The 19,814-nt window shown below is 65.9% G+C and carries 24 protein-coding genes, 1 pseudogene and 1 riboswitch; of the genes and pseudogenes, 12 read left to right on the top strand and 13 right to left on the bottom strand.

Annotation, left to right across the window (positions count from 1 at the left end; genetic code table 11):
- Window positions 1-3 precede the first annotated feature (3 nt).
- The 4 genes from H0P51_RS03830 to napA all read right to left on the bottom strand — a co-directional run bounded on the left by H0P51_RS03830 (window position 4) and on the right by napA (window position 2,835).
- Complete coding sequence (locus H0P51_RS03830) at window positions 4-1,134, bottom strand: glutamate--cysteine ligase (RefSeq protein ID WP_180918720.1); 1,131 nt, start codon at window positions 1,132-1,134, stop codon at window positions 4-6.
- Between the two features lie 13 nt (window positions 1,135-1,147).
- Window positions 1,148-1,864: a superoxide dismutase[Cu-Zn] gene (gene sodC, locus H0P51_RS03825; RefSeq protein ID WP_180916718.1), complete on the bottom strand. Its 717-nt coding sequence runs from the start codon at window positions 1,862-1,864 to the stop codon at window positions 1,148-1,150.
- A gap of 142 nt (window positions 1,865-2,006) precedes the next feature.
- Window positions 2,007-2,474: a LytR C-terminal domain-containing protein gene (locus H0P51_RS03820; RefSeq protein WP_180916717.1), complete on the bottom strand. Its 468-nt coding sequence runs from the start codon at window positions 2,472-2,474 to the stop codon at window positions 2,007-2,009.
- A 52-nt stretch (window positions 2,475-2,526) separates the two neighbouring features.
- Window positions 2,527-2,835, bottom strand: a complete 309-nt coding sequence (gene napA, locus H0P51_RS03815) for a nucleoid-associated protein NapA (protein WP_180916716.1) — start codon at window positions 2,833-2,835, stop codon at window positions 2,527-2,529.
- 242 nt (window positions 2,836-3,077) lie between these two features.
- Here napA and H0P51_RS03810 point away from each other — a divergent pair, with 242 nt between their 5' ends.
- The 4 genes and pseudogenes from H0P51_RS03810 to H0P51_RS03795 all read left to right on the top strand — a co-directional run bounded on the left by H0P51_RS03810 (window position 3,078) and on the right by H0P51_RS03795 (window position 5,662).
- Complete coding sequence (locus H0P51_RS03810; RefSeq protein WP_180916715.1) at window positions 3,078-3,674, top strand: peptide deformylase; 597 nt, start codon at window positions 3,078-3,080, stop codon at window positions 3,672-3,674.
- A pseudogene (locus H0P51_RS03805) lies at window positions 3,674-4,243 on the top strand (GNAT family N-acetyltransferase, cg3035/Rv0428c family); the annotation flags it as partial. The gene H0P51_RS03810 and the pseudogene H0P51_RS03805, both read left to right, overlap by 1 nt.
- Before the next feature lie 76 nt (window positions 4,244-4,319).
- Window positions 4,320-5,126 carry an exodeoxyribonuclease III gene (locus tag H0P51_RS03800; protein ID WP_180918719.1) on the top strand — a complete coding sequence of 269 codons (807 nt, stop codon included), beginning with the start codon at window positions 4,320-4,322 and terminating at the stop codon, window positions 5,124-5,126.
- A gap of 92 nt (window positions 5,127-5,218) precedes the next feature.
- Entirely contained in the window at window positions 5,219-5,662 is a 444-nt protein-coding gene (locus H0P51_RS03795; RefSeq protein WP_180916713.1) for a hypothetical protein, read from the top strand.
- Here the strand turns inward: H0P51_RS03795 and H0P51_RS03790 are convergent.
- Complete coding sequence (locus tag H0P51_RS03790; protein WP_180916712.1) at window positions 5,655-5,840, bottom strand: Rv1535 domain-containing protein; 186 nt, start codon at window positions 5,838-5,840, stop codon at window positions 5,655-5,657. The two genes, H0P51_RS03795 and H0P51_RS03790, sit on opposite strands and share 8 nt — an antisense overlap.
- 60 nt (window positions 5,841-5,900) lie before the next feature.
- Between H0P51_RS03790 and H0P51_RS03785 the strand changes: the two genes are divergently transcribed.
- The 6 genes from H0P51_RS03785 (at window position 5,901) to H0P51_RS03760 (ending at window position 10,179) form a co-directional block, all read left to right on the top strand.
- Window positions 5,901-6,182: a hypothetical protein gene (locus tag H0P51_RS03785; protein ID WP_246398381.1), complete on the top strand. Its 282-nt coding sequence runs from the start codon at window positions 5,901-5,903 to the stop codon at window positions 6,180-6,182.
- A gap of 53 nt (window positions 6,183-6,235) precedes the next feature.
- Window positions 6,236-6,344: riboswitch (TPP riboswitch) on the top strand.
- Between the two features lie 24 nt (window positions 6,345-6,368).
- The gene (gene thiC / locus H0P51_RS03780; protein WP_425489009.1) at window positions 6,369-7,994 is read left to right on the top strand and encodes a phosphomethylpyrimidine synthase ThiC; all 1,626 of its coding nucleotides are present in this window, start codon (window positions 6,369-6,371) and stop codon (window positions 7,992-7,994) included.
- 5 nt (window positions 7,995-7,999) lie between these two features.
- Window positions 8,000-8,833 (top strand): bifunctional hydroxymethylpyrimidine kinase/phosphomethylpyrimidine kinase, encoded by an 834-nt coding sequence (gene thiD, locus H0P51_RS03775; RefSeq protein ID WP_246398702.1) that lies wholly within the window; start codon window positions 8,000-8,002, stop codon window positions 8,831-8,833.
- Window positions 8,830-9,462, top strand: a complete 633-nt coding sequence (locus H0P51_RS03770; RefSeq protein ID WP_180916710.1) for an alpha/beta hydrolase family protein — start codon at window positions 8,830-8,832, stop codon at window positions 9,460-9,462. The genes thiD and H0P51_RS03770 overlap by 4 nt, the downstream gene beginning before the upstream one ends.
- 106 nt (window positions 9,463-9,568) lie before the next feature.
- Window positions 9,569-9,793, top strand: coding sequence for a hypothetical protein (locus H0P51_RS03765; RefSeq protein WP_180916709.1), 225 nt, complete (start codon window positions 9,569-9,571; stop codon window positions 9,791-9,793).
- A gap of 44 nt (window positions 9,794-9,837) precedes the next feature.
- A complete protein-coding gene (locus H0P51_RS03760) occupies window positions 9,838-10,179 on the top strand; it encodes a hypothetical protein (protein WP_180916708.1) in 342 nt (113 codons plus the stop codon).
- A 14-nt stretch (window positions 10,180-10,193) separates the two neighbouring features.
- Here the strand turns inward: H0P51_RS03760 and H0P51_RS03755 are convergent, their stop codons facing one another.
- From H0P51_RS03755 to H0P51_RS03740, 4 genes are all read right to left on the bottom strand, one after another.
- Entirely contained in the window at window positions 10,194-10,655 is a 462-nt protein-coding gene (locus tag H0P51_RS03755) for a DUF4190 domain-containing protein (RefSeq protein WP_246398379.1), read from the bottom strand.
- An 11-nt stretch (window positions 10,656-10,666) separates the two neighbouring features.
- Window positions 10,667-12,124, bottom strand: coding sequence for a neutral zinc metallopeptidase (locus H0P51_RS03750; protein WP_281373878.1), 1,458 nt, complete (start codon window positions 12,122-12,124; stop codon window positions 10,667-10,669).
- A gap of 140 nt (window positions 12,125-12,264) precedes the next feature.
- Window positions 12,265-13,743 (bottom strand): M28 family peptidase, encoded by a 1,479-nt coding sequence (locus H0P51_RS03745; RefSeq protein WP_180916706.1) that lies wholly within the window; start codon window positions 13,741-13,743, stop codon window positions 12,265-12,267.
- Complete coding sequence (locus H0P51_RS03740) at window positions 13,740-15,245, bottom strand: M28 family metallopeptidase (RefSeq protein WP_180916705.1); 1,506 nt, start codon at window positions 15,243-15,245, stop codon at window positions 13,740-13,742. Before H0P51_RS03740 ends, H0P51_RS03745 begins: the two co-directional genes overlap by 4 nt.
- 524 nt (window positions 15,246-15,769) lie before the next feature.
- Here H0P51_RS03740 and H0P51_RS03735 point away from each other — a divergent pair.
- Complete coding sequence (locus H0P51_RS03735) at window positions 15,770-16,270, top strand: serine/threonine protein kinase (RefSeq protein ID WP_180916704.1); 501 nt, start codon at window positions 15,770-15,772, stop codon at window positions 16,268-16,270.
- A gap of 86 nt (window positions 16,271-16,356) precedes the next feature.
- A complete protein-coding gene (locus tag H0P51_RS03730) occupies window positions 16,357-16,875 on the top strand; it encodes a serine/threonine protein kinase (RefSeq protein ID WP_180916703.1) in 519 nt (172 codons plus the stop codon).
- A gap of 10 nt (window positions 16,876-16,885) precedes the next feature.
- Here H0P51_RS03730 and H0P51_RS03725 read toward each other — a convergent pair whose 3' ends face one another.
- The 4 genes from H0P51_RS03725 to thiO all read right to left on the bottom strand — a co-directional run bounded on the left by H0P51_RS03725 (window position 16,886) and on the right by thiO (window position 19,662).
- Window positions 16,886-17,653 (bottom strand): SGNH/GDSL hydrolase family protein, encoded by a 768-nt coding sequence (locus H0P51_RS03725; protein WP_180918715.1) that lies wholly within the window; start codon window positions 17,651-17,653, stop codon window positions 16,886-16,888.
- Between the two features lie 11 nt (window positions 17,654-17,664).
- Window positions 17,665-18,369 carry a thiazole synthase gene (thiG, locus tag H0P51_RS03720; RefSeq protein ID WP_180918714.1) on the bottom strand — a complete coding sequence of 235 codons (705 nt, stop codon included), beginning with the start codon at window positions 18,367-18,369 and terminating at the stop codon, window positions 17,665-17,667.
- 61 nt (window positions 18,370-18,430) lie between these two features.
- Complete coding sequence (thiS, locus tag H0P51_RS03715; RefSeq protein WP_180916702.1) at window positions 18,431-18,646, bottom strand: sulfur carrier protein ThiS; 216 nt, start codon at window positions 18,644-18,646, stop codon at window positions 18,431-18,433.
- Complete coding sequence (gene thiO / locus H0P51_RS03710; RefSeq protein ID WP_180916701.1) at window positions 18,646-19,662, bottom strand: glycine oxidase ThiO; 1,017 nt, start codon at window positions 19,660-19,662, stop codon at window positions 18,646-18,648. The genes thiS and thiO overlap by 1 nt, the downstream gene beginning before the upstream one ends.
- Between the last annotated feature and the right edge of the window lie 152 nt (window positions 19,663-19,814).

Below are 19,814 nucleotides of genomic sequence, written 5' to 3'. Positions count from 1 at the left end.
CCCTCAGACCTCGAGTTCGGCGACCAGCGCGTCGACTACCGCGCGCAGATCCCCGTCGTGCTCTTCGGCCACCCGGCGCTGTCGCTGGTAGGAGGCACCCAGGCGCGGAATGTCGGCGACGGCGGCCAGCTCGTCGGCGCAGTCCAACAACCGCGCAACCGGTTCGAGCCGGTTCAGCACATCATCGAGATCCTCGGTGACCAACCGCTCATTGCTGTCGGCATCCAGGATGATCACCGCGTCCAACCCGTAGCGCGCTGCGCGCCACTTGTTCTCCTGGACGTGCCATGGAGGCATGGTCGGCAACGGCTCGTCGGCTTCCAGCCGGCGGTCCAGGTCGACGATCAGGCAATGCGTCAGCGCGACCAGGGCGCCCAGTTCGCGCAGGTTGGACACGCCGTCGCAGATGCGTACCTCGATGGTGCCCAGATGCGGCGAAGGCCGGATGTCCCAACGGACTTCGTCGACGTGGTCGATGATGCCGGTCTTCTTCTGGTCGTACACGAAACCTTCGAATTGCGACCATTTTTGGAAGTGAAACGGCAGTCCGGCGGTGGGTAACTGCTGAAACATCATGGCCCGGTTGCTCGCGTAGCCGGTGTCCACGCCGGCCCACCAGGGCGACGACGCCGACAGCGCCAGCAGGTGCGGATATTGGTTGAGCAACGACGTCACGATCGGCATCACCTTGTTGGGTGAGGAGATCCCGACGTGCACATGCACACCCCAGATCAGCATCTGCCGGCCCCACCACTGGGTGCGCTTGATCAGCTCGGCGTAGCGCGGCGCATCGGTGAGTTTCTGGCTCGACCACTGCGCGAACGGGTGGGTGCCGGCGCAGAACAGTTCCATTCCACGGTCGCGAACAATCCGCCGGGCCGGGGCCAGGGTGTCGCGCAGATCCTGCATCGCCTCAGCGGCATTGACGCAGATCCCGCTGACGATCTCGACGGTGTTGCGCAGCAATTCCTTATGCACGCGCGGGTTTTCACCGATTTCGGCGATCACTGCGGTGGCCTCGTTGCTGAGGTCGCGGGTCTGCCCGTCGACCAGTGCAAATTCCCATTCCACACCCACGGTGGGGCGCGGCGAGCGGGCGAAGTCGATGCGGCTGGCGGCCCGGCTCGCTGGCAGGCTGGCCGGACCGTTACCCGGACCCAATGACACCGCAGGCCACCCGCTTGCCGGCGTCACCGGTTGTCATCGTGGTCTCGTCCGGGCCGGGCACGCCGTTGACCTGGTAGCGGTCCGGGATGTTCATGAAGTTGTCCGGGCCCTCGTGGATGATGATCGCGGTCTTTGCGCCCGAGATCAGGTCGTCCATGGTGAAACTGTCCGTGGTGGTGACCAGCGTTGCGGCGCCGTTCTTGCGCACCTGCAGCGAGGTCAGGTCCCCGCTGGAGTGGCCACCCGAGCCGGGCGCCTGGAAGTGCCCGCCGGCCGACAGGAAGTCACCAGTGGGGCCGCCGGTGGGAGCCACCGAGTTCGGTTCACACTTGCCGACCTTGTGGATGTGCATGCCGTGGAAACCGGGAGCGAGCCCGCTGCCGCTGTTGGCCGTGACGGTCACGGTGGCGTAGCCGTTGGCGAATTCGAACTTCGCCGTCGCAACCTCGTTGCCGCCCGGGCCCTTGAGCACGGTGGTCAGCGTCTGTCCCGCCGGAGGTGCCTCCTGAGTGCCGGGCGCCGCCTCGGCGTGACCGGAGGTGGACGGGGCTGGGGATCCGGTCCAGACCGACGGGTTGGTACCGGTCGTCGTCGCCGCTTGCTGGGGCGACGAACACGCGCTAACCAGCGCGACGCTGGCGGCCGCGGACAGGACGGCGGTGACGGCTGCAACTTTGGGACCGGCGAGCTTAGGCATAGCGGAGAGCCTAGCGTGACGACGATGCGGGTCGAAACGACCCGCTGAGGAGTCAGACAATCGACCAAGCGTGACGACGATGCGGGTCGAAACGACCCGCTGAGGAGTCAGCCAAGCGGCCGCGCGGGAAGGGGTTGCTGATTCAGCCCGTTACCAACACGATGACGCCCGGCGGCTGGTCGGCGAGGGCGGGGATGCGCTTCTCGACCGGAGCGCCCAGCTTCTTGCCGACCGCGTCCGCCGTCGACTTCTCGCTCTCTTCGCCGTAGTAGACCGTGGTGGCCGCGACGTCCGAGATCGAGAGGTTGGTCACGTCCGTCACCTTGAACCCGGCTGCCTTCAGTTCGTCGGCGGTGGACTTGGCGATGCCCTCTTTCGACGAGATGTTGTACACCCGCACCTCGGCGTCCGCCGCGGGAGCCTTGGAACTGGTCGAAGTGGGCGCGGCGGTGCTGGAGGCGGTAGTGGCCGGCGAGGACTCGTCGTCGGACTTTCCCGACGAGCCCAGGGCCTGCCAGCCCAGCAGCAGGAAAATGACGCCGAGAAACAGCAGCACCATCACCATGGCCCGCAGAGGAAGCCCCGAAGAGTCGGGTACGCGCTCGTTCATCGGAGCCACTGTAACCAGCGGAGGGCCAGAACCTGCAAAGCCGCGTAAGCCGTCAGGTCACCTCGAAGCCGAGGCGCCGCGCGGCGCGCGCCTTCTGGCGGCCGGCGCGCAGCCGCCGCAATCGCTTCACCAGCATCGGGTCGGCGGCCAGCGCTTCGGGCCGGTCGACGAGCGCGTTCAACACCTGGTAGTAGCGCGTCGCAGACATCGAGAACAACTCTCTGATGGCGTCTTCCTTGACCCCGGCGAACTTCCACCACTGCCGTTCGAAAGCCAGAATGTCGTGCTCGCGACGGGTCAACCCGTCGGCGATTTCCGAGTCGTCCCCCGCTCGCTCTGCCCGCGCCATGGCGCTGTCCATATTGCTTCCCCTGGACCCTTCCGGCGAATGCTCGATACTCGAATGACTTGACCTACATATGGGCATTGTCGTGCGCGAATATTGAACCACGCCGCAATGTGTTGCGCCGGAAAGCAGACCGCGCGTCGGCCAACGTGTCGTCGAATTGCCCGGCCTCGGCGCTGGTCACGCGGCGTGACGAAGGTGACACTGCTGCGGCCCGTTCCGGGTCGGAGGGTGGCCACGCTTTAAGCTAGCCGACCATGGCAGTCGTACCCATTCGCATCGTGGGCGATCCCGTTTTGCACGCTCCGACGACGCCGGTGCCGGTCGGAGCCGACGGGTCGCTGCCTGCAGAGTTGCCCGATTTGATCAAGACGATGTTCGAGACTATGGACGCTGCCCACGGTGTCGGCCTGGCCGCCAACCAGATCGGCCATAGCCTTCGGCTGTTCGTCTACGACTGCGCCGACGACCGGGGACTTACCAGCCACCGCCGTGGGGTGGTGGTCAACCCGGTGCTGGAAACCTCCGAGATCCCCGAGACCATGCCGTCGGCCGGCCACGACGATGACGAAGGCTGCCTCTCGGTGCCGGGCGAGTCATTCCCGACCGGCCGGGCGGACTGGGCCCGGGTCACCGGTCTAGACGGCGAGGGCAAACCGGTCAACATCGAGGGCACCGGGCTGTTCGCCCGCATGCTGCAGCATGAAACGGGACACCTCGACGGATTCCTCTATGTGGACTGCCTGATCGGCCGGCATGCCCGCGCCGCCAAGCGCGCGATCAAGTCACACGGTTGGGGTGTGCCCGGGTTGTCGTGGCTGCCGGGCGAGGGGCCCGACCCGTTTGGCCACTGATGACGTCGTGGCCGGAACTGGGGTCCCGCGTCGCCCTTCGCTACCGCCGCTCGCCCGGATCGGTTCCGCCGCTGACCGACGCGATCGGGCATCTGTTGGCGGTCGACCCGACGCTGCGGCTGCAGACGAAGACGGGCACGATTGTCGAGGTCTCGCCCGCCGACGTGGTGTCGTTGCGTGTGCTGACCGACGTGCCAGTGCGCAACGCCGACATCCGCACGCTTGAGCGCCTCGCCGCCGCGGCGCGGCCGGGCGGCGAGGAGACCTGGCTGGACGGCTGGCTCCTGCGCGCCGCCGATGGCGTCGATCTCGCGACTAATTCCGCTGTGCCACTGGATATTTCGGCACAAATTAACGCCGTGCCCGCGATCGTCGACTGGTATGGCAGGCGTAGGCTGACGCCGCACCTTGCGCTCCCCGACCGGCTGCTGGATCCGCCACCGAGTTGGGCGCTTGAGCACACCGAACGAGTCCTGCTGCGCGACATGGCATCTGGTGATTTTCTGGTCGTGCCGGACGATGCCACGCCGCCCGCCGCGCCGCACGGATATTGGCTGCATCATCGCCGTCGATACTTCTGTCCACCCGCAAGCCCGCCGGCAAGCTGACCCCAAGTAGATAGGAGGAGCCATGCCCCGAGACACGCTGCGGCTGGCCACCTGGAACGTCAACTCGATCCGCTCTCGACTGGACCGCGTCCTGAGCTGGCTGGAGCGCGCCGAGGTCGACGTGCTGGCCATGCAGGAGACCAAGTGCTCGGACACACAGTTTCCCGCGCTCCCGTTCTACGAACTGGGTTACGAGGTCGCCCACGTCGGCTTCAATCAGTGGAACGGTGTGGCGATAGCCTCCCGCGTGGGCCTAGACGACGTTGCGGTGGGCTTCGACGGTCAGCCGAGCTGGAGCAGCAAGCCCGACGTGGCCGCGGCCGCCGAGGCCCGCGCCATTGGCGCGACCTCTGCGGGCGTGCGGGTATGGAGCCTCTATGTGCCCAACGGCCGCACCCTGGACGACCCGCACTACGTCTACAAGTTGAATTGGCTTGCCGCGCTTCGTGATGCCGCTGAATCGTGGCTACGTGAGGACCCGTCGTCTGCGATCGCGCTGGTCGGGGACTGGAACATCGCGCCCACCGACGACGACGTCTGGAGCACCGAGTTCTTTGAAGGCGCCACGCATGTCTCGGAACCGGAACGCAAGGCATTCGATGCGATCGTCAAAGCCCAATTCACCGATGTGGTAAGGCCTTTCACTCCTGGACCGGGCGTCTACACCTATTGGGACTACACCCAGTTGCGGTTCCCGAAGAAGCAGGGCATGCGCATCGACTTCATCTTGGGCTCCCCCACGCTGGCCGACAAAGTGATGCACGCGGAGATCGTCCGGGACGAACGCAAGGGCAAAGCGCCCAGCGATCACGCCCCGGTACTGGTCGACCTGCGTACCACTTAATGCTCCCAAATTTCTGTGAACCATTTTTATTTCTGGTGAAGTCCCCGAGTGCGGGGTATACAAGCAGGAGAAACCGAGGTCAGGGAGTCAACATGGGTGTCGTCGACGGAACGTTTCGCGCGGTGGGTCGCACGGTCAGCCGCGCCGCCTCAGCTACCACGGCGGCCGCCGGAGCGGTCGGCGGGGCAGCGGTTGACGGCATCGTCGGTGGGGTCAAGGGTGCCGCCGAGGGGATCCAGCACGGAATCAGCACCGGCAGTAAGTCGACTCCGGCGGCGGCACTGACCCTCGGGGCAATCGGCGCGGCCGGGTTGGTCGAATGGCCCATCCTGCTGGCGGTCGGCGGCGGAGCACTGTTGCTGCGCCGGATGAGCAAGAAGCCCGAGCAATCGGCCGCTCCGACGGCGGCCAAGCTCACGTCCGTTCCCACCGAGCAGGCCGCCGAGGAAGCGCCCAAGAAGGCGGCCCGCAAAGCCCCCGCCAAAAAGACCGCCGGCCGGCGCGCCGGCGCCAGCGATCTGCGCAGCACTAACTAGACAAGCGGCGCTGATATACGGGTGTGGACCGATCGGACAGCTCATCCCGGTACGCGCGGGTGCCGACCTCGAGCACGCCGGCACGCCACAACAACGCATAGAGTTCGGTCAGGGGCCGCTTCAGCAACACAGCTAACGACGCGGCGAGCGGGTCGAGCCGAGCATCTGTCGTCGTCATATTCCCGACGGTGACCGCACCACCCGGCGTGGCGGCAAACCCTTCGTTACTGAAAGGCAAATGATGGCCGAAAAGAAGGCTCCCAGCGGCACCACACAACGTGAAGCTGTGCAACAGATCCGGGCTGGGCAGACGTTTGCGATCAACCTGCCGGTGCTGGGCAAACTGCAGGTTCCGCACCCAGAACAGCTGGCCTACTACGCGGGTATCGCTGCGCTGACCGCCTTCGAACTAATCGACTGGCCGGTCGCCCTGGTCATCGCTACCGGACATCTGCTGGCCAGCAACCACCGCAACCAGATCCTCGAGGAGATCGGCGAAGCCCTGGAGGAGGCCGACTAACCGCCGACCCTGCATTCCCGTGCGGCGCTGCGCTAGCGTGGAAGACGCCCAACCGAAAATCACACGGGAGCGCACGCCCGGTGCGCTGAGAGGACGGCTCGGGGCCGTCGACCGTACGAACCTGACCGGGTAATGCCGGCGTAGGGAGATGCACCGATGACCGATCTGATTTCGAAGTCCCCGGAGATGGCGGGGGCCGCGGTGACCACCGGACCCATTGCTGGCAGCAGTAAGACCTATCGTGAGGTCGAGGGCGTCCCGGGGGCCCGGGTGCCGTTCCGCCGGGTGCACCTATCCACTGGGGATCACTTCGACCTCTACGACACCTCCGGGCCCTACACCGACGACGACGCGGTGATCGACCTGAACGCTGGCCTGCCGGCGCGGCCGGGGGTGGTCCGCGACCGCGGCACCCAACTGCAACGCGCCCGCGCCGGTGAGGTCACCGCCGAAATGGCTTACATCGCCGTGCGCGAGGGCATGCCCGCCGAACTCGTCAGAGACGAGGTGGCCCGGGGCCGCGCAATCATCCCGGCCAACCACAACCACCCCGAGAGCGAGCCGATGATCATCGGCAAGGCGTTCGCGGTGAAGGTCAATGCCAACATCGGCAATTCGGCCGTCACGTCCTCGATCGCCGAGGAGGTGGACAAGATGGTGTGGGCCACCCGCTGGGGCGCGGACACCATCATGGACCTGTCCACCGGCAAGAACATTCACGAGACGCGCGAGTGGATCATGCGCAACTCCCCTGTCCCGGTCGGAACGGTGCCGATCTACCAGGCGCTGGAGAAGGTCAAGGGCGACCCGACCGAACTTACCTGGGAGCTCTACCGCGACACCGTAATCGAGCAGTGCGAGCAGGGCGTGGACTACATGACCGTGCACGCCGGTGTGCTGTTGCGGTATGTGCCGCTGACCGCCAAGCGCGTGACCGGCATCGTCAGCCGCGGCGGGTCCATCATGGCGGCCTGGTGTTTGGCGCACCACCAAGAGTCGTTCCTGTACACCAACTTCGAGGAACTCTGCGAGATCCTGGCCCGCTACGACGTCACCTTCTCCCTGGGCGACGGGCTGCGACCGGGCTCGATCGCCGACGCCAACGACGCCGCTCAGTTCGCCGAGCTGCGCACCCTTGGTGAGCTCACCAAGATCGCGAAATCCCATGGCGTGCAAGTGATGATCGAGGGCCCGGGCCACGTGCCAATGCATAAGATCGTCGAGAACGTAAAGCTGGAAGAGGAGTTGTGCGAGGAGGCCCCGTTCTACACGCTGGGGCCGCTGGCCACCGACATCGCGCCCGCCTACGACCACATCACCTCGGCGATCGGGGCGGCTATCATCGCCCAGGCCGGCACTGCGATGCTGTGCTATGTCACCCCCAAGGAGCACCTGGGTCTGCCGGACCGCAAAGACGTCAAGGACGGCGTGATCGCGTACAAGATCGCCGCACACGCGGGTGACCTGGCCAAGGGGCACCCGCACGCTCAGGACCGCGATAATGCGTTGAGCACGGCGCGTTTCGAGTTCCGGTGGAACGACCAGTTCGCACTGTCCCTGGATCCCGACACCGCGCGGGAATACCACGACGAGACGCTGCCGGCCGAGCCCGCCAAGACCGCGCACTTCTGCTCGATGTGCGGGCCGAAGTTCTGCTCGATGCGCATCACCCAGGATGTGCGCGACTTCGCCGCCAAGCACGGGCTAGAAACCGAGGAAGATGTCGACGCCATGCTGGCGGCGGGCATGGAGGCGAAGTCACGCGAGTTCGCCGATCACGGCAATCGGGTGTATCTCCCACTGACCCAGTGACATTGCTGCATCCCCCCTTGCCGCTGCCGGCGCCGGGAGCGACTCCGCTGCGGGTCCTGACGATCGCCGGATCCGACTCTGGCGGCGGTGCCGGCATTCAGGCGGATATGCGCACGATGGCGCTGCTCGGCGTCCATGCCTGCGTGGCCGTCACCGCCGTCACGGTGCAGAACACATTGGGCGTCAAGAGCTTTCATGAAGTTCCTGACGAAGTGGTGGCCGGCCAGATCGAGGCCGTGGTCACCGACATCGGCATCCAGGCCGCCAAAACCGGGATGCTGGCGTCGTCGTCGATTATCGAGGTGGTTGCCGCCACCTGGCGCCGCCTGGGCCTGACGGTGCCGCTGGTGGTCGACCCGGTGTGCGCATCGATGCACGGCGATCCACTGTTAGCCACCTCGGCGCTGGATTCGCTTCGCACTGAACTGTTTCCGTTGGCCACGCTGGTGACCCCTAACCTGGACGAGGTGCGTTTGATCACCGGCATCGAGGTCATTGACACCGAAGGCCAGCGCGCGGCCGCCAAGGCTCTGCACGCCATGGGTCCGCGCTGGGCGCTGGTCAAGGGCGGGCACCTGCGGACCTCGCAGTTCAGTTGCGACCTGCTTTATGACGGCAACGATTTTTACGAGTTCGACGCCGAACGCCTGCCCACCGACTGCGACCACGGCGGCGGAGACACGCTGGCCAGCGCGATTGCGTGTGCGCTGGCGCACGGGTACTCCGTGCCCGATGCGGTCCGGTTCGGGAAGGGGTGGGTGACCGAATGCCTGCGTGCGGCTTATCCGTTGGGCGGCGGCCACGGGCCTGTCTCGCCGTTGTTCCGGCTCGGACTATGAATCTCGAACCCATCGCCGGTATCGCGCACGAACCGCTGGGCACGCCAACCGGGGTGGCCTTGCTGACCCACGGCGCCGGCGGCAATCGCGATTCCAAACTGCTGCAACAATATTGCGAAGAATGGGCGAGACAAGGCTGGCTGGCGGTGCGCTACAACCTGCCTTACCGGCGGCGCCGCCCCAAGGGCCCTCCGTCGGGGTCGGCTGCAGCCGACCGTGCCGGGATCGTCGAGGCGATCGAGCTGTGCCGAGGACTTGCCGCCGGGCCGCTGGTGGCCGGTGGCCATTCCTACGGCGGCAGGCAGACGTCGATGGTGGTCGCCGACGGGGACGCGACCGTCGATCTGCTCGCGTTGTCGTCCTACCCCCTGCATCCGCCGGGCAAGCCCGAACGCGCCCGCACCGAGCATCTGCCGAACATCACTTCGCCTACGGTCTTCGTCCACGGCAGTTCGGACCCGTTTGGCACCATCGCCGAGTTGCGGGCCGCGGCGCTGCTGATCCCCGCGCCGACCGAGATCGTCGAGATCCCTGGTGGGCGCCATGACCTGGCGTCGAAGACGCTCGATGTTCCCGCTCTGGCGGTGACTGCGGCACTTGGGCTGCTGTCTGCTCCAGATGGGATCTAGGAGGAGGCCGACCGGCCCGGGAAATCGCCGCTGAACTTCCACATGCTCGGGAATGTCTATTAACATAATCGGCATTCGAGGGTAGTCCGATGGTTGGCGGGGCAGGGTGTTGGAAAGAATTCGCCGGGTGCTGAGTTTTCAGCTCAGCGTAGGTCAGCTGATCGCTATCGGAATCATTACCGGGACGCCATACCTACTGGTGGGAGCGATATGGTCGGCGACGCACACCGAACACCTACATCAAATGCAGGGCGCCGACCTGGCGGTGTCGTTTCTCGGGTCCATCGTCTCGTGGCCTGTCCTGTTGTTCTCCAACGTATGCATGACCTGAACATCGCCCAGCGAATCGACAATTAACTTCAACCTGGAGAAGCTGTGACTCATCGGCAGATATACATCGCAATCGTCGGCCTGCTGCTCGGTGCCATCGGCCTGGCCGCGCTGTGGTTTCCGGTCTATCTGGACCAATACGACGCCTACGGTATCAAGATCAGTTGCGGCAATGGCATCGGCTTTCAACTCGCCCACATCTCCCACGACGTGAACGCCCCGACCGCCGGATGCGGCAAGGCGCTGCTGATCCGCCGGGCCTGGGCGATCCCTACGGTCGCGCTCGGCTGGTTGCTGCTCACCTGGGTCGCCATCATGTGGGTACACGACGGCCGGCAGCTCAGCGATGAGCCCGAGCACAAGGTGCCCCACCCCGAGATCGCCTGACCGCAACGGGTCGACTAGGCGGCTAGCTGCGCTTCGAAAGCGACGGCCGCGGCGGGTGCGCTGTTGTAATAGTCATCATTGCGATGGTGGTGGCGGTGTGAGTCGGCCCGCCCCACCACGATCACCGCGATCAGGATGATCACACCGGCCACGATGGTTACCGCACTGATGACGATCCCGGCTATCGCCAGGCCGCGACCCTGTTGTCCGCTCGACTTGATCTGGTTGAGCCCGATGAACCCGAAGATCACTCCCAGGATGGTGGAGACTCCGCAGAAAAACGGCCCCGCAAGCGAACACACCAGCGAGGCAATAGCCATGCCGTTCGTGCCCTGCGCAACGGGGTAGCCGCCCATCGGCGGCGGGTATCCGTACATCGGCGGGGGCGGCGTGTACCCGTACCCGCCTGACGGCGGCGGCTGGTACCCGTAACCGCCTGGCGGTGGCGGCGGATAGCCCGGTGGCTGCTCGGTCACAGGCGCAAACTCTACCCGGGATAGCGCGAGTAACAACCGTCCATCTCGCCGACCACACCGGATCGGAACGCGGCGATCCGGGTGAATCCGGCGGGCACGCTGGTGCCATCGGCGTCGCTGGCGACCATGTGGTTGGTGAGCAGACCAGCGACCGCTTCATCGAGGTCACCGGCCGTGAGCACCAGTGAGTTTCCCGAAGGCAATTCGATGTTCTCGGCCATCTTGCGGTGCGCGATGCCGGTCAGACAGGCGGTGCGCAACGCGGTCCAAGGACTCTGCATCGGCAGACCGCGCTCGTGCTGTACCGCGAGTGCGTATCGCGACATCACGATCGACAGAGCGGTGTCGTCGCCCTGCGGCAGGCTGTGTTGCTTTTCACCGGCAACCTTGCCCATGGCCGCCAAAGAGGGTAGGTCGACGGCGATGGTGTTGGTGGCTGGGCAGTAGGACGCCGGCGGGCTGGGCTTGGCGTCGGAGCAGTCGCCCTGCTTGAGCGACAGTGTGGGCGGATTCTTCGGCGCGAAGATTTTGCCCATCAACTCCATCAGGGTCTTCAGCGTGTCTTCGTTGATCTCCACCTCACCGGTCTCGCCGTTGTCGGTTCGCAGCGCTGTCGGCAGGTCGCCGCGGCGCTGCTCGATCTCGGCTTTGTTGATGGTCGCGCACGCCGGGGTTCCCGTGACGAAGCCCATCTGGAAGGCGCTGACGCGGTCCAGGGCCGAACCGTGCTCGTCATCGTTGGAGTCGTCAGAGTCCATCACCGGGTCGCGGGTGGTGATGATCCCGGCCAGCACGTGGTCGAGCCCGTCCCCCGTGCTGAGGGTGAAGCGCGGCGACTTCCCCTCGGCGACGTAATAGAGGTAGACACCGGCGAAGCAGTCCGCCTGCTGCTCGTAGACGATGGTCGGGTCTTTTCGGGTGACGAGTTTGGCCATCGACTGCAGGGCATGGCCGAACTCGTGTGCTAACACACCGTTGACGGCCATGTCGCCGAAGTACTTCTGCGCTGTGGCCATGAACACGCCGCGGTCCCAAGCGATCAGGTTGCAGCGGGAGGTGAAGAACGCGTTGACGTTCTGGTAGGTATCGACACGGCAGACGGTCCCACCGTTGCGGTCCTCCGAGTTGTACGACACAAACTTGTCGACAGGCTTGAACGATCCCTTCAGCGGCGCCTTGTAGTTGGCCCTCCAGAAGGCCTCGATGTCGTTGATCGACAACAACGCCAGTTTGTCGATCGCTCCTTTGTCGGTGTTTACCACCGTGCCGGTGGGTGCCGGCGCGTTCGGCCGGATCCCACTGGGGCCGTTGGTCGCCGGCAGGCCGCCCACCCGGAAGGGATCGTTGAGGATCGACACCGCACGACCCGCAACCACGGTCGGCGAGCAACCGGCCACCATCAGGACCGCCCCCAGGTAGACCGTCACGATCCGTATCGCCGCGAGCACTCTGCGTGAGCGCATCTTCATTTGACCAACCCCGTCCCGACCGGCCTGCATGCGAGGAACTTTATTCTAGACAGTGCAGCGCAGGTCACTGGGTGTAACGGGTCGGGCCGGGCACGCCGTCCCTGCCGGCTTAAATGCCTGCGGCTCAACCGCTCTATCCGTCAGGAGATCCTGGTGCGGTGGCGCTTGTCGCGGGGCGGAACGCCGTTGACGCCGGAGATGGAGGCGGCGTAGTTGCCCACCGCGTATGCCACGCCAGACCCCATCACCGCCAATGCTTCCCGGTTGACGGCGTCCACGGTGTCTCGGGGACTCTGGTAGTTCGGGTCGAATGCGACGCCGGACTGGCCACCCCAGAGTCGCTCCTGCACAGTGGTTTTCAGCTGCGCCGCCCCGGTGTTCATGCCACCCACCGGTACGCCCGCGACTAGGAACGGATGGTAGTCGGTGCGGGTGTTCAACGGCATGTCCTGCGGCCGCTTGCCGGCCAGGTTCAGATATCCGGCCAGGGTGCGTTCAATACCGGCCGAGCCTTCCGGCACACCGGTGGACGCCATACCGTTTTCGGGAGGGCCTGACTGATCGCCGTCATCGGTGAAGAAGCCCGGGTTCGCCGAACCCAGCATGTCGAAGTTCAGGTACAGCGCAATGTCGTTGAGGGCGTCGTTGTCCAGTCCGAACACGTAATCCATCGACCCGTTGGTCCCGTTTTCCTCGGCTCCCCAGAACGCAAACCGCACGGCGTTGGTCACTGCCGGCAGCGGGCCCAGCTGCAGCGCGGTTTCCAGCACCGCCGCCACCCCGGTCCCCGCGTTGTTGATGCCTGGGCTGCCCGGCGGGCTGTCCAGGTGAGTGCCGACCATCACCACCTCTTTGCCTGTCCCGGTCCTGGTCTGCGCCAGCACGTTTCGCGACGTCACTTTGACGTTCTCGCCATCCAGTACCAGGCGCACCGGCCCGGTGGTCCGCCCCAGGGCGGCGGTTCCGTCGGCGCCGACGATGGCGACCGGAACGGTCAGTTGGTTGTAGTAGCCGGCGTTTAGCAGCGTGGGCGGTGCGCCGTGGCCGCCGGGCTGGCTGGTCACGATAAGCGCCGCCGCACCCTTGGCCACCGCCGCATTCTGCTTGTCCACCACCGAGCAGTTGGTGTCGTCGGCCACGGCGATGGCGCCCTTGGGTAGGGCGGTCGGGTAGTCGGCGGCAGCACAGCCGGCCGGCTGCAGGGGGCGCACCAATTGCCCGTTCAGGCCTCCCGAGGGTGTCTTGACTAGCAGTGAAGCTTGGTCGACGGGGAAGCTGCGGCCGGCGATCGTCAGCGTTGGCTTGCCTTGAGCGGTGTGGCGCAAGCGTTCGAACTGCGGTGTGGATACCTCGAACCCTTTGCCGCGCAGTGTGTTCGCCACGTAATCGACGCTGGCGTCGTAGCCCGACGTGCCCGATGTGCGGTTGCCTTTGTTGGCGTTGGCGATGTTCTGCAGCGCATGAAGGTGGGCGAGCATCCCGTCGACGGTCACCTTGGCCGCCAGTGCGCGCGCCGGATCCGGGGCGGTGGCCGGGGTGGCCGCCGACGGCGATGGGTGCGGGGCCGAGCACGCCGCGAGTAAGCAGGTTGCAAACAGGGCGGCCAGGCGCCCGATCATGGTTTCACGAGTACGTGACGGGTTCGGTCTGCCATGGCCGGAACCCCATTTCGTCCGCCGATGTCCTGCGCGTACAGCGCCACGGCGTAGGCGACGCCGCCGCCCTGGATGCCCAGCGCGGTGCGGTCGATGTGTTCGAGGGTGTCACCCTTCTGGTGATAGTTGGGGTCGAATGGCTCGTTGGCCGTTCCACCCCACAGCTTGGCCTGCTCGTCGGATTTCTTGGCCTCCGCGCCAGCGAACAGCCCGCCCGACGGGATACCGGCCAGGGTGAACCCGTCGTAGTCGGAACGGCCGTCGAACGAAGTGTCCTGCGCGGTCTTACCGGACAGCTTCAGATAGTTGACCAGCATCCGCTCGATACCGGCCGAGCCCTCGGGCACCACCGGCTGGCCACGTTGGTCCAGTGGCAGCGATTGGTCGCCGTCGTAGGTGAAGTAACCAGGGTTGGGCGAAGCCAGCATGTCGAAGTTCAGGTACAGCGCGATGTTCTTGAGCCCCTCCAGATCCAGCGACTCGACGTAGTTGCGGGAGCCGATCAGCCCCAGTTCCTCTGCGCCCCAGAACGCGAACCGCACCGCATTGTGGACCTGAGGTGAATTTCCAAGCTGCACAGCGGTTTCCAATACTGCCGCAACCCCGGAACCGTTATCGTTGATGCCCGGTCCCTCCGGGACGCTGTCCAGGTGCGCTCCGGCCATCACGACATCACTCGCCGATCCCGTCTTGGTCTGGGCAATCACGTTGCGGGCCTTGAAACTCTTGGTCTCCGCGTTCAGCTTGACCGTCGCCGGACCGGACTTGGAACGCAATTGATAGCCGACCGATCTGGTGACACTGACCACCGGGATCTTAACGTCGGTGTTGGCCCCCAGCGTGCCGCCCATCGACTGCTCGTCGACATTGTCGACGACGATCAGAGCGACCGCGCCGCGCTGGGCAGCGGCGTCCTCCTTCTGCGCAAACTGGCAGGCTCCGCGGCCGACCACCACCACCGCGCCCTGTACCGGCAGCCGGTCATAGTCGCCAGGCGTGCAGCCGGGGCTGTCTCCCTCGGGCGCGAACAGCAACGGCCCAGTTACGCCGTCGGGAGCGCTGCGACTGTACTCCAGCGCGCGCGCCTCGGTGGTCAGGTCGCCGACGGTCAACGAACCCTTCTCGGCGTGGAACACCCGTGCCGAAAATTCGGGCGTTTGCACATCAAAGCCGTTCTTGTGCAGCGTTTCCACCACATAGTCCACACTGGCGTCGTAACCGGGAGTGCCCACCGCGCGGGTGCCATTGTTGGCGTTGGCGATCTCCTGCAATTTAGTCAGGTGCGCCATCATCGCGTCGGTGGTGACCTTGCCGCGAATCATGGTGGCGAACTCTGTCGCGGCGGTGCTGTTGGCGGCGGGCCGCGCTTCGTTCGAACAGCGCCCGCAACCCGCGAGGAGAGCGACCAGGGCCACAACGACCCATACGGCCAGGGCAGTAGCAATCGTCTTTGATTTGTTCGCCATCGCGCCCAGACTAGACCAGCTTCGGTCGGTCGGGGCCCATCACACGAACGTGAGCGGCCCGACGGGCACCGTCGGGTCGCCCGGCAGGATCCCGGAGCACACCAGCACCGCCCATCCGGATACCGAAATGACGTGCGACCCGCCGGACTGGCTCCGCGCTGCAGCGCGTCATAACGGGATGGTCGGTCTCTACTTCCCGTCACTCTCCCCTCACCGGATCATCGCGGTCGTCATGTGTTCGCGAATCTCGATGCCCTTCCGCTAATCCCCAATTGCCGTCCGGTCACTGGATCCGGATGAAAATTGTTGAGCGAATTGTTCTTTCGACATTCTCCCACCGTGCCCGGATTTATGGGAAACAGATGCCGAGCAAGATAGTTTTCAACAGAATGTGTTGCGCCGCCGCGGCATAGCCCTACGATGCCTTTTGACGAAACCCTGTTTAAAGACGTGCTGCGCAAATACACTTCCCCGATATCGGCACAGTGCACTGCCGATCCCAAATTGAACCAAGGAGTCCTTCGATGTCCCCTCTCTCGAACTTGCTGCGGGCCGCCTCCGCGGCGGCGCTGCTGGGCAGTGTCAGTTACGCGGGCATGGCCCCGGCGAACGCCGATCCAAACGAAACGCTCGTCAGCCTGCTGTCGAAGGGCTACACGACTAGCAACTGCAGCGCCAAGGACCCGTCCAGCGGCATGGTCGCGGTCATGGAATGCGGACAGAATTCGCTAGAGGGTGGGCCTGTCGTCGCAAAGTACATGCTGTTCGGCAACTCGACCGACCTGGCCAGCGCCTTCACCGCCAGTATCAAAGACGACACCTTGACCAAGTGCGGGGACGCCGACTCGCCCACCACCTGGCACCAGGGCAATGCCACCACCTCCGCCGGGCAGGTGGCCTGCGGCACCTACCAGGGTCAGGCGGAGGTCATCTGGACCACCGACGCCAAGAACGTGCTGAGCTTCATCCGCGCCTCCAACACCGACACGGCCGCGCTCTACCAGTGGTGGCGCGCCAACGGCTGACCATTTCCATCTGGGCTAAACCGTCGCTGTTAAAGCGCATATCGCGTCCAGCGACGATCTCTTCGACGACTAAAAGGGAGCTATCAATGACTCATCGCGCGATCGCACTGCGCGGTTTCAGCGCTGCGGCGCTGGTAAGCGGCTTCGGCTGCTTCGGTGCTGCCAGCGCTTCGGCGGACCCCACCGATGCATTTGCCGGCGTGCTGTCCAAAGGGTACAACTCGAGCAACTGCTCCGCCCAAGCGGTTTCGGAGGTGCAGTCCGTATTCCCGACGGTGCAGTCCATCCTTCTGTGTGGGCAAAATTCAGACAGCAGTGGGCCGTCCGGTGCAAAGTACTTCTTGTTCCCCAACAGCTCGGACATGTCCAGCGCATTCACCAAACTCGTTGGCGGCGATACGCTTACGAATTGCGGGGACGCTAAGTCTCCCACCACTTGGCACCAAGGCAGCTCCAACGACTCGGCTGGGCAGGTCGCCTGCGGTACCGATGACGGCAAGGCTGAGGTCATCTGGACTGTCGACGCCAAGAATGTGCTGGCGTTCGTGCGCGCATCCAATGGCGACACCGCCGCGCTCTACAAGTGGTGGCAGGCTAACGGCTGAGTCTGTCCCGCTACAACTCCTGTAACACAAGATCGGCGACGGCCCGCATCCCTGCCTCATTCGGGTGCAGTGGTGCGGGCCGACCTGGTAGTGGCACAACGGTTTTGGACGGCATAGTAGTCCAGGGCCGCTGCGACCACGCGTGATGATTGCGGCTGGCCGCCGCCGCGGAAACCACCTCGCAGTCGGTCGCCGCGGCGGCCTCGGCCGTCAGCCGCTCAAGCGTTTGAGCGACGTGCCGGCCTAGTTCGGCGTGTTCGTCGGAGAGCGGCCACGCCGATTCATCCGCGGGCGGCAGGATCGTCAGGTAGTCGACGAAGAAGATCCGCGCCCGCGGAGCGTGCCGGCGCACACTGCGGCCAACTTCGCACAGTGAATCCAACAGCCCCCACAGGGCGCGATCGCGGGCCTGCCGATCCAGCAGTTCGTTCAGCCGCCCACCCAGCAGCGGCAAATACCGCAGCAGCGACGGCACCGAGGCGGCCAGCAACATCGGGACGTAGCCCACGTCGTTGCCACCGATGGTCACCGTCACCACCGCCTCGGTACCGTTCAGCGCGGTGAGCTGCGGTGCCGCGCCGTTCTGCCGCTCCGATAGCACATGCGCGGTGGTGGCACCGGAGTAGGTGACATCGATCAGATCCAGGCCGGCTTGGCTTGCGACCAGATGCGGGTAGTTACGGGCCGAGCGTCCGGCCCGCCACGGCGCCCCCGCCGCCCGCGGCCGGATTCCTGGACCGGCGGCCATCGAACTTCCTAGTGCTACATAGCGTTTCATTCCGGTATCGGTCATGGCGCGGGACTCGACGCTTGGGCCCAGAAGCGTTTCGGAATTCGGCCGCCGCGCCTGGCCAGGTAGCCGGCGGTCACCGCCGCGGCCATCGCCGCGGCCATCGTCGGCGGATCGGCGGCGCGGGTGACAGCGGTGGCCAACAGCACCGCGTCGCAACCCAGTTCCATAGCCAGCGCCGCGTCGCTCGCCGTGCCGATCCCCGCGTCCAGCACCACCGGTACACCCGCCCGAGCAACGATCATCTCGATGTTGTGTGGGTTGGTGATGCCCAGCCCGGTGCCGATCGGCGAACCAAGGGGCATCACCGCCGCGCATCCGGTGTCCTCCAGGCGTCGCGCCAGCGCCGGGTCGTCGTTGGTGTAGGGCAGCACCACGAACCCGTCGTCCACCAATTGCTCTGCCGCCCTGACCAATTCGATCGCGTCGGGCAGCAGTGTACGCTCGTCGGCGATCACCTCCAGCTTGACCCAGTTGGTGTCCAGCGCCTCCCGGGCAAGTTGTGCGGTGAGCACCGCCTCGGCCGCGCTGCGGCACCCGGCGGTGTTGGGCAGCGGCGTGATGCCGAGCCGGTTGAGCAGCTCGAGCAGCCCGGTGCCGCCCTCGGCGTCCACGCGGCGGATCGCGACGGTGGTCAGTTCGGTTCCCGAGGCGGCCAACGCCTCTTCGAGCACTGCCAGGCTGGTCGCCCCTCCGGTGCCCATGATCAGGCGTGAGACGAAACTGCGGTCCGCGATCGTCAGCTTGCCCGTGCCGTCGTCGCGCCTAACCACCCTGCACCGCCGAGACCACCTCGAGGCGCAGGCGCCCGTTCAACCCCGAGAACTCGGCAAGCCTTGACGCCCAGGCCGATCGGGGCAATACGGACGAGTCCACCGCCACTGCGACACCGCGGTCGGGAAACCCCATCGAGTCCAGCAGCGCGGCCACGGTCGTCTGCTCGTCGACCTCGAGCTGCTGTTCGTTGACTACAACGATCATCAGTGCACTCCGATTGGAATGAGTTGGGACACAATCTGTTCAGCTGTCCACGGCGCCAACAGGAATCCGGACCGGCCGTGGCCGGTGGCCACCAGGATCCGCTCGTCCAACCGCCGCACGATCGGCAGGTTGTCCGGGGTCATCGGCCGCAGGCCGGCAGCGCACTCGGCCAGTTCGTACTCGCCCAGCGCCGGTATCACCGCGCACGCATCGTCGAGCAGGTCACGCACACCGGAGACCACCGGCGCGGTGTCGCGGCCGTGTTCGTACTGGGTCGCGCCGACCACCACCCCGTCTCCGCGCGGCACCAGGTACACCTGCCGGCCGTGCACCCGGGCCCGAATAACCCGGCGCGGCAGCGGTGTGCAGCCCTTCCGCCAGCGCAGCCGCAGCACCTCGCCTTTCACCGGACGCACCGGGAGTCCGGGGCACAAGGCCGGTGCGTCGATGCCGTTGGCGATCACCACCGAATCGCCGGCCGCCGCGCCCAGGTCGGTCACCGGGCCAGCCCACCGAACCCCGAGTCGCCCGCAGTCGCCGATCAGCGCCTCGATCACCGCGCGGTTGTCCACCGCCAGCTCGGTCGGCGCCCGGAAGCCGTGCCTAATACCTTGGGCCAGCTGCGGTTCGACGTCGCGCGAGGCCGACTCCCATATCACCGGGTGGCCTTGGGCCGACAGCCAGTCCGCCACGGTCCGCAGGTCGGCTACGTCGGCCCGGTCCACAGCTACCACTAGTGACTCGCGCGCGGTCACCACATTCGGACCGAGCCCCGCCAAAAAGCCGCCCTCGCGCCACAGCCGCAGGGACTCCAGGCCCAGCCGCAGCAACCGTTCCTCGCCGGGCCAGCCTTCGCTGTGCGGGGCCAGCATCCCGCCGGCCACCCAGGAGGCACCGGGATGCTCACCGCGGTGCACCACCACCGAGAACCCGGCCTGCGCCGCGCGGCGCGCCACCGACAGCCCGATGACGCCGCCGCCGATCACGGCGACCGATCCGGCGGGCGTGCTTGACATCCTTGGCTCCCTTCGCCGGCATGACCCGGATCAGGTGTGACGGTAAGGGCAGGTCCGAGTCGCAGACCGGTCTGCGAAAAGGGTTAGCCCACTCTCAGCCCCGCTGGTACCCGGGACTCCCGTGTGTTGTTCGGCCTCTACGCTAGCGCGCT

The sequence above is a fragment of the Mycobacterium vicinigordonae genome (assembly GCF_013466425.1).
Classification (GTDB): domain Bacteria; phylum Actinomycetota; class Actinomycetes; order Mycobacteriales; family Mycobacteriaceae; genus Mycobacterium; species Mycobacterium vicinigordonae.
Note: the sequence above shows the minus strand (reverse complement) of the source record. Positions and strands in the feature narration are given on the sequence as shown.

Coding starts and splice junctions, on each gene's coding strand:
- H0P51_RS03810 (WP_180916715.1), top strand. CDS start 3,078: ATGGCAGTCGTACCCATTCGCATCGTGGGCGATCCCGTTTTGCACGCT.
- H0P51_RS03745 (WP_180916706.1), bottom strand. CDS start 13,743: ATGATCGGGCGCCTGGCCGCCCTGTTTGCAACCTGCTTACTCGCGGCG.
- H0P51_RS03735 (WP_180916704.1), top strand. CDS start 15,770: ATGTCCCCTCTCTCGAACTTGCTGCGGGCCGCCTCCGCGGCGGCGCTG.
- sodC (WP_180916718.1), bottom strand. CDS start 1,864: ATGCCTAAGCTCGCCGGTCCCAAAGTTGCAGCCGTCACCGCCGTCCTG.
- H0P51_RS03790 (WP_180916712.1), bottom strand. CDS start 5,840: ATGACGACGACAGATGCTCGGCTCGACCCGCTCGCCGCGTCGTTAGCT.
- H0P51_RS03820 (WP_180916717.1), bottom strand. CDS start 2,474: ATGAACGAGCGCGTACCCGACTCTTCGGGGCTTCCTCTGCGGGCCATG.
- thiC (WP_425489009.1), top strand. CDS start 6,369: ATGGCGGGGGCCGCGGTGACCACCGGACCCATTGCTGGCAGCAGTAAG.
- thiS (WP_180916702.1), bottom strand. CDS start 18,646: ATGATCGTTGTAGTCAACGAACAGCAGCTCGAGGTCGACGAGCAGACG.
- thiG (WP_180918714.1), bottom strand. CDS start 18,369: ATGGGCACCGGAGGGGCGACCAGCCTGGCAGTGCTCGAAGAGGCGTTG.
- H0P51_RS03750 (WP_281373878.1), bottom strand. CDS start 12,124: ATGAAGATGCGCTCACGCAGAGTGCTCGCGGCGATACGGATCGTGACG.
- napA (WP_180916716.1), bottom strand. CDS start 2,835: ATGGACAGCGCCATGGCGCGGGCAGAGCGAGCGGGGGACGACTCGGAA.
- H0P51_RS03795 (WP_180916713.1), top strand. CDS start 5,219: ATGGGTGTCGTCGACGGAACGTTTCGCGCGGTGGGTCGCACGGTCAGC.
- H0P51_RS03740 (WP_180916705.1), bottom strand. CDS start 15,245: ATGGCGAACAAATCAAAGACGATTGCTACTGCCCTGGCCGTATGGGTC.
- thiO (WP_180916701.1), bottom strand. CDS start 19,662: ATGTCAAGCACGCCCGCCGGATCGGTCGCCGTGATCGGCGGCGGCGTC.
- H0P51_RS03725 (WP_180918715.1), bottom strand. CDS start 17,653: ATGAAACGCTATGTAGCACTAGGAAGTTCGATGGCCGCCGGTCCAGGA.
- H0P51_RS03730 (WP_180916703.1), top strand. CDS start 16,357: ATGACTCATCGCGCGATCGCACTGCGCGGTTTCAGCGCTGCGGCGCTG.
- H0P51_RS03770 (WP_180916710.1), top strand. CDS start 8,830: ATGAATCTCGAACCCATCGCCGGTATCGCGCACGAACCGCTGGGCACG.
- H0P51_RS03785 (WP_246398381.1), top strand. CDS start 5,901: ATGATGGCCGAAAAGAAGGCTCCCAGCGGCACCACACAACGTGAAGCT.